General features: G+C 64.8%; 12 protein-coding genes. 5 read left to right on the forward strand and 7 right to left on the reverse strand.

What is annotated here, in order from left to right; all coding sequences use genetic code 11:
• Positions 1 to 55: 55 nt before the first annotated feature.
• From AC3QL3_RS14870 to bamJ, 7 genes are all read right to left on the reverse strand, one after another.
• The gene (locus AC3QL3_RS14870) at positions 56 to 667 is read right to left on the reverse strand and encodes a DUF2058 family protein (RefSeq protein ID WP_492894879.1); all 612 of its coding nucleotides are present in this window, start codon (positions 665 to 667) and stop codon (positions 56 to 58) included.
• Between the two features lie 471 nt (positions 668 to 1,138).
• Complete coding sequence (locus AC3QL3_RS14875; protein WP_492894880.1) at positions 1,139 to 1,354, reverse strand: SlyX family protein; 216 nt, start codon at positions 1,352 to 1,354, stop codon at positions 1,139 to 1,141.
• A complete protein-coding gene (gene gmd / locus AC3QL3_RS14880) occupies positions 1,351 to 2,490 on the reverse strand; it encodes a GDP-mannose 4,6-dehydratase (protein WP_492894881.1) in 1,140 nt (379 codons plus the stop codon). The genes AC3QL3_RS14875 and gmd overlap by 4 nt, the downstream gene beginning before the upstream one ends.
• A gap of 98 nt (positions 2,491 to 2,588) precedes the next feature.
• A complete protein-coding gene (locus AC3QL3_RS14885; RefSeq protein ID WP_492894882.1) occupies positions 2,589 to 3,932 on the reverse strand; it encodes a DUF1501 domain-containing protein in 1,344 nt (447 codons plus the stop codon).
• A gap of 10 nt (positions 3,933 to 3,942) precedes the next feature.
• On the reverse strand, positions 3,943 to 5,790 hold the full coding sequence (locus tag AC3QL3_RS14890) for a DUF1800 family protein (RefSeq protein ID WP_492894883.1): 1,848 nt from the start codon (positions 5,788 to 5,790) through the stop codon (positions 3,943 to 3,945).
• A gap of 108 nt (positions 5,791 to 5,898) precedes the next feature.
• Entirely contained in the window at positions 5,899 to 7,242 is a 1,344-nt protein-coding gene (locus AC3QL3_RS14895; protein WP_492894884.1) for a UDP-glucose dehydrogenase family protein, read from the reverse strand.
• 425 nt (positions 7,243 to 7,667) lie between these two features.
• On the reverse strand, positions 7,668 to 8,504 hold the full coding sequence (gene bamJ, locus AC3QL3_RS14900) for a BamJ family beta-barrel-assembly machinery protein (RefSeq protein WP_492894885.1): 837 nt from the start codon (positions 8,502 to 8,504) through the stop codon (positions 7,668 to 7,670).
• 316 nt (positions 8,505 to 8,820) lie between these two features.
• Between bamJ and AC3QL3_RS14905 the strand changes: the two genes are divergently transcribed.
• Genes AC3QL3_RS14905 through AC3QL3_RS14925 form a run of 5 tightly spaced genes read left to right on the forward strand, consistent with a single transcriptional unit; the run spans position 8,821 to position 12,682 of the window.
• On the forward strand, positions 8,821 to 9,189 hold the full coding sequence (locus AC3QL3_RS14905; RefSeq protein WP_492894886.1) for a hypothetical protein: 369 nt from the start codon (positions 8,821 to 8,823) through the stop codon (positions 9,187 to 9,189).
• Between the two features lie 5 nt (positions 9,190 to 9,194).
• Positions 9,195 to 9,563 carry a GntR family transcriptional regulator gene (locus tag AC3QL3_RS14910; protein WP_492894887.1) on the forward strand — a complete coding sequence of 123 codons (369 nt, stop codon included), beginning with the start codon at positions 9,195 to 9,197 and terminating at the stop codon, positions 9,561 to 9,563.
• Positions 9,560 to 10,444 (forward strand): ABC transporter ATP-binding protein, encoded by an 885-nt coding sequence (locus AC3QL3_RS14915; RefSeq protein WP_492894888.1) that lies wholly within the window; start codon positions 9,560 to 9,562, stop codon positions 10,442 to 10,444. Before AC3QL3_RS14910 ends, AC3QL3_RS14915 begins: the two co-directional genes overlap by 4 nt.
• Positions 10,441 to 11,418 (forward strand): hypothetical protein, encoded by a 978-nt coding sequence (locus tag AC3QL3_RS14920; protein WP_492894889.1) that lies wholly within the window; start codon positions 10,441 to 10,443, stop codon positions 11,416 to 11,418. Before AC3QL3_RS14915 ends, AC3QL3_RS14920 begins: the two co-directional genes overlap by 4 nt.
• Before the next feature lie 34 nt (positions 11,419 to 11,452).
• Entirely contained in the window at positions 11,453 to 12,682 is a 1,230-nt protein-coding gene (locus AC3QL3_RS14925; protein ID WP_492894890.1) for a serine hydrolase domain-containing protein, read from the forward strand.
• Positions 12,683 to 12,684: the final 2 nt, after the last annotated feature.

Raw genomic sequence — 12,684 nt, forward strand, 5'->3', positions numbered from 1 at the left:
GCGGCGCCGAAAATCCGAGCGCTGCGTCGCGCCCCTTGCGGAATCGGCGCGGCGGCTACCAGACCAAGTCGGCCGGCACGCCGTCGTCTTCCATCGCATGCGGATCGCAGAGCAAGACCAGCGCGTCCGCGTCGATCGCCTGCGCGGCGAGCCCGGTCTCGCGCGTGACCAACAAATAACGTCCGGCGAATTGCGTCACCGCCAGCTCGCCGCCGTTCAGACGCGGCAGCTGCTCGGCCGTCACGTAGATGCGGCGGATCTTGTTCGCATGCGGGAAATGGCGCGGAATCTCCGCCGCCGTGTCGTTCAACCCCTTGCCGTTCAACAGCGCGGCGAGCTTCTGTTTGCGTTCTTTCTTCTCACGCGCCCGCTGCTCCGCCTCGCGCTGCTCGCGCTCGCGCGCTTCGCGCTCGTTCCTGTCGCGCAGCGCATACGCCTTCGCCAGATCGATCTCGCCATCGCGGCGCGGTCGCTGCGGTTGTTGCTGTTGCTGCGGCGGGCGTTGCGACGGCCGTTGTTGCTGCTGTTGCCGTTGTTGCGACCGCTGCGGCGGCCGTTGCGGCGGCCGTTGCTGCGGCCGGCCCTTGTTCGCCGACGGCTCCGGCTTGCTCTGCGGTTTCGGCTGGAAGCCGGCTTTCAACAGTTGATCACGCAAGGAATCGGACATGACTCAGACACTCATCACGGAACGCACACTATTGGACGGATAACGAGCTTACACGAGCCGCAAATCGAAAATCCGGATTCGCGCTTCCATCAGTTCAACCTGCTCTTAGCGAGTCCGCACTTCCCTCAACCCGCCACCAGCAGCCTGCTGTTAGTTAAAAAGTGCGGCCATGGATGGCCGCTCTGGACCCCAAAACAGTCTTAACCAACACGAACTTGAAGTCTTTCGCCAAAGCAGCGATCAAGGACGATCGCACTAGCAATTGAAAAGTGCGGGCATGGATGGCCGCTCTGGACTCGATAACTGCAGCAACCGACACGAATCACGCAATCTTCTAAGACACAGCGATCAAGGACGATCCCACTAACCATTGAAAAGTGCGGCCATGGATGGCCGCGTTGGACCCCACCGTCGTCTAACGCGACATACCTTTTTGAGACTTCCCTACCGCAGCATTCACGGACGAATGCATCAGTAATGCGGCGGCGGCGGCTCATCCCGCGCATCCTGCACGAGCGACCCGCGCATCGAGACCAGCTCGCTGCGCAACCGATCCATCGCCGCGCGAATCCCGAGCAGCTGCTGCTCGTGCGCGGCGACGGTGTCGTTGAGCAGGTTCATGGTGTCGTCGACGAAGGCGAGGCGCACTTCGAGTTCGGTCAGCCGGTCTTCGAGGGTGGCGGTCATCCGTTGCGCCTCGGCAGGTTCTCGATCAGATGGCGGCCGTGGCGCGCGCCGATCGCACCCTGCGCTTCGCGCTGTGCGAGCGCGAGGTCGGCGGCAGCCATCTCGCGCACGAGCTCGGCGAAGCTGGTCTTGGGCGTCCAGCCGAGACGTTCGCGCGCGAAGCTGGCGTCGCCGAGCAAGGTATCGACCTCGGCCGGGCGGTAGTACTGCGGATGGATGCGCACGATCACCGCGCCCGCCTCGATCTTCGCGCCGGGTGTACTGACGCGGGTGACGACCGCATGTTCGTCGGCACCATCGCCGCGGAATTCGAGCTCGATGCCCATGTTGCGCGCGGCCAACGTGACGAACTCGCGCACCGAATGCTGGATGCCGGTCGCGATGACGTAGTCGGCCGGCTGGTCCTGCTGCAGGATCAGCCACTGCGCCTCGACGAAATCGCGCGCGTGGCCCCAATCGCGGCGCGCGTCGAGGTTGCCCAGATACAGACAATGCTGCAGCCCGTGCGCGACGCGCGCGAGACCGCGCGTGATCTTGCGTGTGACGAAGGTTTCGCCGCGGATCGGCGACTCGTGATTGAACAGGATGCCGTTGCAGCCGTACAGGCCGTATGCCTCGCGGTAGTTCACCGTGATCCAGTACGCGTACAACTTGGCCACGCCGTAGGGTGAGCGCGGATGGAACGGCGTCGACTCGCGCTGCGGCATTTCGTGCACGAGACCGTAGAGCTCGGAGGTCGACGCCTGGTAGTAGCGGCAGCGGTCGCCGAGGCCGAGGCTGCGCATCGCTTCGAGGATGCGCACCGCGCCGAGGCCATCTACGTTGGCGGTGAATTCCGGCTCTTCGAACGACACCGCGACATGGCTCTGCGCGGCGAGGTTATAGATCTCGTCCGGCTTCACCAGTTGGATCACGCGCAGCAGGCTGAGCGAGTCGGTCAGGTCGCCGTAGTGCAGGCGCACGCCGGGGCTGGTTTCGTCGAGCTCGTGGTAGAGATGATCGATGCGCTCGGTATTGAACGAAGAAGCACGCCGTTTCAGCCCGTGCACTTCGTAACCCTTCGCCAGCAGCAGTTCGGCCAGGTAGGCGCCATCCTGGCCGGTGACGCCGGTGATCAATGCACGCTTTTTTTCCATCGCTCCCGCGCTTCGAACAGGCCGCAAAACGGGGATGTTAGCGGAAAAGCCGTGCCCCATGCGGCCGCGCGGGCTCGCTGCCGCGCGCCGCGTTCGCTTCAGTCGAAGCCGTTGGCGAAGATCGGATCGCCCGGCAACAATCCCAGCGGGCCGGGATAGTCGTACTCGGGGAACACACTGGCGAGATCGGCGTTGCCGAGGTGATCGGCGACGATCTCGCTCAGCGCTCGGCGCGAGTCGGTGGTGGTGGCGACGTCTTCGTTCTGGAACAGCTGGCCGTCCTGCAAACCGCCGAAGGTGCCGAACAAGCGCCCGCCTTGCACACGCCCGCCCAGCACCAGCATCGGATTGCCGCTGCCGTGATCGGTACCGCGATTGTCGTTCTCGCGCACCCGGCGGCCGAATTCGCTCTGTACGACCACCACCATGCGCTCGGCCATCTGGCTGCCGGCGAGGTCCGCGTACAGCGCCGACAACACCTGCGACAGACCGTCGACGCGCGCGGCATACTGGTTGTTGTTGAGATTGGCCTGATCGCCGGCGCCCTGGTTCTCGTGCGTATCCCAGCCGCCGTAGTCGAGCGTCGCGACCTGCAAGCCGAGCTCGCGCTTGGCGATGTTGGCGATCAGCTTCGCCTGATTCGCCAGACCCGCGGCGACACCGTTGCTCGGATAGTTGGCACCCGGCGACGGCGTGTAGCTGGCGATGTTCAGCGAATCGACCAGCTCGACGGTCGTCGCCGCACCGGCGCCGGCCAGATCGAGCGCACCGGAACCGCCGTACATCTGGTTCAACGTGATCATCGTCGACAGCTTGTACAGCGGCTGGCCTTCGACTTGGGTGCCGCTGTTGCCGTTCGGATGGAAGCTGGACGGATCGTCGAGCGTCATCGCGTCGCGCCGGCCGAGCAGGCTGTCGGGCGGTGCGGAGCCGGCGGCCAGCGCGGGTATGCGCGCGGCAACCGGCACCTGGCCGGCCGATTCGAGGTGGCGCGTGAGCCAGCCGCTGCTGGTGCGCGTGCTTCCGGGCGTGCCGAGATCGACGTAGTCCTGCGCATCGAAATGGCTGCGCGAAATGTGCTCGAGCGGGAAGCCGACACCGTGCACGATCGCCAGGCGGCGCTGCTGATACAGCTGATGCAAGCCGGTCGCCGCGAAGTGCAGGCCGAAGTTGCCCGACAACGGCAAGGCCGCGGTCGGCCCGCTGGTGCGGATGTTGATGGTCGGCCGCTTCGCCTCGTACGACGCGCGGTCGGGACCTGCGATCGGCGGCACCAGGTTGAGGCCGTCCATGCCGCCGCGCAGGAACACGAAGACGAGGAAGCGGTTGCCGCTCCAGTCCGCGTGTGCGAGGCGGCTGCGCAAGCCCAGCTGCATGCCGCCGAGCGCGGTCAGGCACAACGTGGAACCCTTGATGAAACTGCGTCGCGTCAGATTGCCCATGTCGCCTCGCTCAACGCAGCATCGCTTGGGGACTGAACAGGATGCAGCCGACCATTCCGCGCAGCCGGTTGTGCCAGTAATTCGGTCCGTTGTTGGTGCCGATGCCCAGCGTGTTGCCGGCCGGCCCGGCGCCGATGCCGACATCGGGCGGGAACATCGTCAGGGTGTCGGTGTTGCGGCAGAGGAAGTCGCGGATCTGCGTGTGCAGCGCGGTGCCGACCCAACCGGTGCTCGCGTTCGGCACCCAGCCGAAGCAGCGCGCCAACCAGAAGTTGGCGAGCTTGGTCGGCGTGTGCTGGGCGGCATCGCTGCTGAACTCGGCCAGGGTGGTCGCGAGCAGCGGCACCAGCGGCGTCTGATCGGTGCCGAGCCCTTCGTCGAGCGTCCAGTCGATCGTGCGCCAGGCGTGCACGAAGGCGGTGCTGCCCATCCAGTAGTCGGAGAAATCCGGAAAGCCGTTCGGCGGACGCCAGTCGAACGGGCGATGGCCGGTGCGGCGGAAGCGATCCATGAAACCGTCGCTGCTGGGCGAGCCGTTGTTGACGTTGCGGCGCACGGTGAAATCGACGCTGACCGCACGCAACGCGGAGACTACCGTCTCGAACGGCCGCTTGACCTTGTTGCCGAAGTTCGCAATGTCGCCGAAGCAGCCCGGAATGGGCGGATCACCGGCCTGGCTGCCGTATAACAAGACCGCGCGCAGTACCTGCTTGAGCTGATCGGCGTCGTTGCGCGCGAGAAAGAATATGTGCGCGGCGTGGTCGATCACTTCTTGCGGCGGGTCTTCGCCTAGGAAACGCCGCGCGAGCTTGGTCGCGATGTGGCGGCCGGTACCCGGATGCGTCGCGATGCGGTCGAGGAAGGCCGCGATCTCGGTCGGCGGCGGCGTGTTGGCGGCTTGGAACAGGCCGAGCACGGTCTTCTGGCCGATGTCGTGCCAGCCGTTGATGAAAGCCGGCAGGCCGTTGTTGGCGGTGCCGTTGCCGCCGTTGCCGAAGGTCCAGCCGGTCAAGGCGCGCGCGAGTTCGTAGACGTCGGCGTCGACGTAGCCGACCGGCATGCCGGCGCCGTCCTCACCGGCCTGGATCAACGGCACTTCGTGCTGTTGCAGTTCGGGGCCGAGATAGTTGAGAGCGCCGAGCGTGTGCAGTTCGAGGATTTCGCGCGCGTAGTTCTCGTTGAAGCTCGGCGCGCGATTGATGAAGTTGTCGAGGAAGTACAGCATCGCCGGCGCTTCGAAAGTCTTCTGCAGCATCGTGCGGAAGTTGCCGAGCGCGTTCTTGCGGATCACGTCGCGATCCCACGGCTGCCAGGTCGGCGCGGCGTAGCGATCGTAGCCGTAGAGGCTGAAATGGTCGTGCCAGAAATCGGCGATCTGCTCGATCAATTGCCAGCGCGAATAGAACGCGCGCACGAACACGGCGCGCTCGCCTTCGCGGATCGGCAGATCGCGCACGTAAGGCGCGCCGGACGGACTGCCGTTGACCTCGTAGTCGGTCCAGGACTGCTCGAAATTCTTGCCGAGCGTGACGTAGTCCGGATGCGCGAGGCGCGCGTCGACGTCGGCGTCGGTGACGTTGCCGCTGCTATCGCGGCTCGGATTGAGCTGCTCCTCGACGAAGGCGATCAGACGGTCGCTGTCGCCGGCACCGAGCGAATTGAAATGTTCGATGCTGTAGAGCGAACCGCGCCGCGGCCCGTAGCCGAGCCGGCCGAGCACATAGGCTGCGTACGGCGGCGTCAATACGTTCGAGGAAAGCGCCGCCGGTGCAGGCAGCGCATCGGATGCGACGCCCGCCGCGCGCGCCAGAAAACTACGCCGCGCCGCGGACGTGATCGCCTGTAACTGAACCGCCATGATGCCCCCTAGCATCACCCCAACAGGCGCATCCTACCGATTCATGATGACGAGACTGTGCGGCGCTCCGCTATTCGTCCAGCACGTCCGCGCAAGCCGGCTTTTTTTTCAGCTCGAGGGTGCCAGTACGCTACGCCCGCGGCCGATGCCGTAGTAGGCGATTCCAGCCGCCTCGACCGTTTTCGGCTCGAAGATGTTGCGGCCGTCGAACACCACCGGCTGTTTGAGCCGATCGCGGATGCGCTCGAAGTCGGGACTGCGGAACGCTTTCCATTCGGTCACGATGACCAGCGCGTCGGCACCTTCGAGCGCAGCGTACTGGCCGCACAGAACCAAGTCCTCGCGCTCGCCGTACAGGCGCGCAGTCTCGGCGCTGGCTTCGGGGTCGAAAGCGCGCACCTTCGCGCCGGCCTGCCACAGTTGTTCGAGCAAGGTGCGGCTCGGCGCCTCGCGCATGTCGTCGGTATTGGGCTTGAAGGCGAGCCCCCATACCGCGATCGTGCGGCCGGACAGGTCGGCGCCGAAATGCCGCTCGACCAGCGCGAACAGCTTGCGCTTCTGCGCCGCGTTGACGTCTTCGACGGCGCTGAGCAAACGCGGCTCGTGACCGTGCTGGCGCGCGGTGTACTCGAGCGCTTTGACGTCCTTCGGAAAACACGAGCCGCCGTAACCGGCGCCCGGATAAATGAAATGATAGCCGATGCGCGGATCGGAGCCGATGCCACGCCGCACCAGCTCGACGTCGGCGCCGACCTGCTCGGCGATGTTGGCGATCTCGTTCATGAAGCTGATCTTGGTCGCCAACATCGCGTTGGCGGCGTACTTGGTCAGCTCGGCCGAACGCACGTCCATCAGCACGATGCGCTCGTGGTTGCGGTTGAACGGCGCGTACAGCGCTTTCAACAGATCCACCGCGCGCGCGCTGTCGGCGCCGATGATGATGCGATCGGGGCGCAGGCAATCCTGCACCGCATCGCCTTCCTTGAGGAATTCGGGATTGGAAACGACGTCGAACGCGACCTCGCTGCCGCGCGCGGCGAGCTCCGCCGTAATCGTCGCACGCACCGAGTCGGCGGTGCCGACCGGCACGGTCGACTTGTTGACCACGACCGCATAGCGATCGAGCGTGCGTCCGACCGTGCGCGCGACCGCCAACACGTGCGAGAGATCGGCGCTGCCGTCTTCGTCCGGCGGCGTGCCGACCGCGATGAAGATCAGCTGCGCATGCGCGATCGCGTCGGCCGCGTCGGTGGTGAAGCGGAGATGCCCGCTGGCGCGATTCGCGCGCACCAGCGATTCCAGGCCGGGTTCGTAGATCGGAATCTCGCCGCGCTCGAGACGCGCGATCTTGTCCGCGTCGATGTCGACGCAGATCACGTCGTTGCCGACCTCGGCGAGGCAAGTGCCGGTGACCAGCCCGACGTAGCCGGTTCCGAAGATCGTCACGCGCATGCGGTTTTCCTACTCGGAGTAGTCAAAGGCTCTTAAGGCTTCTACTGAAGAGTGCGGCCATGGAGGGCCGCTTCTGGAGTTGGGGTTAGCAACGTGCTTCAAAGCCGCGCTCCATCGCCTATACAGCGATCAAGGATGATCGCAGAAGCAAACCCAGAGTGCGGCCATGGAGGGCCGCTTCTGGAGCTCGGGCTAGCAACGTGCTTCAACGCCGCTCCATCGCCTATACAGCGATCAAGGATGATCGCAAAAGCAAACCCGGAGTGCGGTCATGGATGGCCGCACCTTCGGAGTTCAGGTCAGCAACACGCACCAACGCCGCGCTCCACCACCTACACAGCGATCACGGACGATCGCAAACGCAACTCTAAAAGCAAAGGCGCGCCGGTTCGCGGCGCGCCTTTGCGGGTGTTACGAACAGCGGCTTACTTCTTGTCGCCGCCCTTCTCGGCCGGCTTGGCCGCCGGCTTCGCGGCCGGCTTGGCGCCAGCGGCGGCAGCAGGCTTGGCCGCAGCGGCCGGCTTGTCGGACGGCTTCTCGATGTCGAGCAGTTCGACTTCGAAGATCAGCGTCGCGTTCGGACCGATCTGGCCCGGCGCGTTCTCACCGTACGCCAGCTCCGACGGCACGAACAGCTTGTACTTCGAACCGACCGGCATCAGCTGCAGGCCTTCGCTCCAACCCTTGATCACGCCGTTCAACGGGAAGGTGGCCGGCTGGCCGCGATCGTAGGAGCTGTCGAACTTCTCGCCGTTGATCTTGGTGCCGAGGTAGTTGACCTTGACCGTGTCGGTCGCCTTCGGCTTCGCACCGGTGCCTTCCTTCTCGGCGATGTACTGCAGGCCCGAGGCGGTCGTCTTGACGCCGGCCTTGGCCTTGTTGGCGGCGAGGAAATCGGCGCCTTCCTTCTTGTTCTTGTCGGCGATGACCTTCTGCTCGGCGACGCGCTTGGCCTGCATCTGCTGCATGAAGGCCTGGCGCACTTGCAGCGCCTCTTCCTGCGTCAGCGAGGTCTTCTCGCCCTTCAAGGTCGCTTCCAGCGCCTGCTCGACGACCTTGATGTCGATGTCGTCTTTGATCTGCACCAGGCCACGGCCGATGTCCATGCCGACCATCGTGCTGACCTTGTTCTTGTCGATCGCGACCGGCGGCGTGGCCGCGGCGGCGGCGGCGGGCTTGGCCGGCTCGGCGGCGATCGCATTACCGGCGACGAAACAGGCCATCAATGCGGCCGCAAGAGACTTCTGCACGAAACGCGTCATGTTTGCTCCTGGAGAGAATTCGAATTCGAAATAGTGCCGGTCTGGAACACCCGGCGGCAGAGCCACGCGGCTGGTAGGCCGCCAATCGGGGCCGCGTATTGTGGACGCGGCTTCCGACATTGGCAAACGGCACGCTGAGTGGGGAAAGCGGGTTGGAGGCCAGGTTTGTGACAAGGTTCCCGAACCGTGTCCGCGGGGCTCGGCGGCCGTTCAGCGATCGAGCCGGACCGAGAACGCGGGCGGGCTTGACAGGTCTATTTTTAGTGTTATAGTTAACTACAACACTACTTCATCAATCGCCTCATAGGAGGCTGACATGTCCCATCGATTGATCCAACTCCTCGTCCTAGCTGCCGCCCTGCTGGGTACTGGCGCGACGGTGGTTGCCGTCTCGGGTCGCGGCGCTCCGAACCCGGTAGATGCCGTGGCGCTGCAAGCGCCGGTCTTGCTGCCGACGATCGTGGTGCGTCCCGAGGCCCAGATCCCGGTACTCGGCGAAATCACGGTCAGCCCGAGCCGGGCCGAACGTGCAGCGGCTGGCCTCGAAGTTGCCGATGACAAAGACGCGCTCGGCGCCGTCGCCGAACGCGTACGCACTTCCTCACGCGCGCTGCTGCCGGGCACCGGTTTCGGCATGCCCTACTATTCGTTCGGCAAGCCCGTGCAACGCGCGAGTAAGGAATGATGGGGATGAGCATCGCCTGGAACGACTCCACGCCGATCTACCGCCAACTGCGCGACCGCGTCGTGGCGATGATCCTGGACGGCGTGCTCAAGCAAGGCGATCCGCTGCCGTCGGTGCGCCAGGTCGCCGGCGATTTCCAGATCAATCCGATCACGGTCTCCAAGGCCTATCAGGAACTGGTCGACGAGAACTTGGTGGAGAAGCGAAGGGGGCTGGGCATGTACGTAACCGACGGCGCGCGCGAAGCGCTGTTGAAATCCGAGCGCGAGCGCTTTCTGCGCGAGGAGTGGCCGGCGCTGCACGCGCGCCTGACCCGTCTCGGCTTGAGCCTGCAGCAGCTGATGGAAGAAGCCCGCCGCGAGGAATCCCGATGAGCGCGCTCGATCCCGGCTCGACTCACACAGCGGTCGTGCAGGCGCGCGACCTGCGCAAGCGCTTCGGCACGACCAAGGCGCTCGACGGCGTCAGTTTCGAGATCGAAGCCGGCCGCATCGTCGGCTTGATCGGTCCGAACGGCGCCGGCAAGACGACCGCGCTGAAGGCGATCCTCGGACTGACCGATGTCGAGGGCGAGTTGTCGGTGCTCGGCTTCGATCCGCGCAAGCAGCGCACCGAGCTGATGGAGCAGGTTTGCTTCATCGCCGACGTCGCCGTGCTGCCGCGCTGGCTGCGCGTGCGCGAAGCGATCGAGTTCGTCGGCGGTGTGCATCCGCGTTTCTCGCGCGAGAAATGCCAGGCCTTCCTCGCACATACGAAGATCGAACCCGGCATGCGCGTGCGTGAACTGTCCAAAGGCATGATCGTGCAGCTGCATCTGGCCCTGGTGATGGCGATCGACGCCAAGCTCTTGGTGCTGGACGAGCCAACGCTCGGCCTCGACATTCTTTATCGCAAGTCGTTCTACGAAAGCCTGCTCGCCGACTATTTCGACGAAAACAAGACGATCCTTGTGACCACGCACCAGGTCGAGGAGATCGAGCACATCCTCACCGATCTCATCTTCATCCGCGACGGTCGCGTCGCGCTGGCCGCGACGATGGACGAAGTCGGCGACCGCTACGCCGAAGTGCTGGTCAATCCGGACAAGGTCGAGGCCGCGCGTGCGCTGAAGCCGCTCAACGAACGGCAGATCTTCGGCAAGTCGATCTTCCTGTTCGACGGCGTCGAACGTTCGCGCCTCGCACAACTGGGCGAGCTGCACAAGCCGAGCGTGGCCGATCTGTTCGTCGCCACCATGAAGGGGACCTACGCATGAACCACCTGCCGCTGCTGCTCAAGCGCGAATATTGGGAACACCGCGGTGGTTTCCTGTGGGCGCCGATCTGGATCACGGCTGCAATCCTGATCATTACCGTGATGGGTATCGTCAGCGCCGAAGTGTTCAGCACCAAGGCGCAGGTGCACATCGGTTTCTCGATCGACGAATTGCGCGGCAGCATCAGCGCCGCGGACATCGCACAGGCGGCCAACGGCCTCGACATCGCGCAGCTCGCGATCGCCGGCATCGCCGGTATCGGCATGTTCTTCGTCACTTTCTTCTACCTGCTCGGCGCGCTCTACGACGACCGCCGCGATCGCAGCGTGCTGTTCTGGAAATCGCTGCCGGTATCGGACACCGCCACGGTTGTGTCCAAAGCGCTGGCCGCAATGCTGCTGATGCCGATCATCATGCTCGTGGTGGCGACGCTGGCCTACCTCGTCTTCCTCGTCATGATCTGCAGCTGGACCGCAGTGCACGGCGTGAATCCGCTGCCGGCCGTGCTCGCCTCACACCCGCTCGGATTCTTCCTGCGCATGCTGGCGATCTTGCCGGTGAGCGCGCTGTGGGCCTTGCCGGCGATCGGTTGGCTGCTGTTCTGGTCCGCGTTCGCGCGCAGCAAGCCATTTCTGTGGGCGGTACTGCTGCCGGTCGTCGCAATCGCCGCGAACCGCTGGCTGCAGATGATCAGCGGGGTGAACCTGCTCGGCGACATCAATCTCGGCGCGATCCTCGGCCGCCTCTTGTTCAGCATCTTTCCCGGCAGCTGGATGTTCGGCGACGGTGTGCTGGTCGGCGCCATGGGGATGTCGCTCAACATCAATGACGATCAAGTCATCGCCAGCTTCGATCCGAGCCGGGTCTACGGTCTGCTCGCGACCGCGAATCTGTGGATCGGCGTCGTCGGCGGCCTCGTCCTGCTCGCCGGAGCGATCTGGTTGCGCGGACGTCGCATCGAAACCTCGGTCTGAAAGCCGCAACATCGCTTCGCCTCGGGAGATCGCCATGCTTCGCTTCGTCCTCGCCGCGAGCGCGCTCGCGCTGACCGGTTGCGCCACGCTGTCGCCCTCACCGCAATCCGCGCGCCTGCACGGCGCGGCTTTGGACCGCGAAGTCGAACGACTGATGACGGCGAGCCACGTCCCCGGCCTCGCTCTCGCGGTGATCGAGAACGGACGTGTCGCGCATCTGCACGCCTATGGCAAACGCGACCTCGAACAAGGTCTGCCGCTGACCGCCGAGACGACGATGTATGCGGCCTCGATCACCAAGGCGCTGTTCGCCTACGCGGTGATGACCCTAGTCGACGAAGGCCGCATCGATCTCGATCGCAGCATCGCCGACTATCTCCCCAAGCCGCTGCCCGAGTACGAGAAGTACGCCGATCTCGCCGGTGAGGAACGCTGGCGCAAGATCACTCCGCGCATGCTGCTCAGCCACACCGCCGGCTTTCCGAATTTCCGCTTCTTCACGCGGCAGGGAACCTACGACAAGAACGGCAAGCTGACCATCGAATTCGAGCCCGGCAGCCGCTACGCCTACTCCGGCGAAGGCATCAATCTCTTGCAGTTCGTACTCGACAACGGCTTGCAGATCGACACCGTCCAATTGATCCAGACACGCGTGTTCGACCGCTTCGGCATGCGCGGCAGCGGCCTGGTCTGGCGTGACGCCTTCGCGACGAACCTCGCGATCGGCTACGACGAAGCCGGCAAACCGCTAGGCCACAAGCAGCGCGGCGCTTTCCGTGCTGCCGGCTCGATGGACACGACGATCGCCGACTACGCGAACTTCCTGGCCGGCCTGGCGCGCTGCGAAGGCTTGAGCGAAAAGAGCTGCGCCGAGATGAAGCGGACACAGATCGCGATCCGCTCGGTGCAGCAGTTCCCGACGCTGTCGGAAGAGACGACCACCGACAACGATTCGATTCATCTCGCCGCCGGATTGGGCGCGATCGTCTACGACTCGCCGCAAGGCCGTGCCTGGTTCAAAGGCGGCCACGACGACGGCACCCGCAATCTCGCTTACTGCCTCACCGACCGGCGCGACTGCGTGCTGATCTTGAGCAACAGCTCGAACGGCGAAGGCACGTTCAAGTATCTGCTCGAAGCGGCGCTAGGCCCGACCTGCCTACCCTGGTTTTGGGCCGACTACGTGCCCTACGACCACCCCGAATGGCGCGGCGCCGAGGCGCGCCGGCAATCGCATCCGCCGTGCGCGCCATCGCCGCCTTGAGG

This window comes from Dokdonella sp. GW821-FHT11D02, from assembly GCF_058808595.1.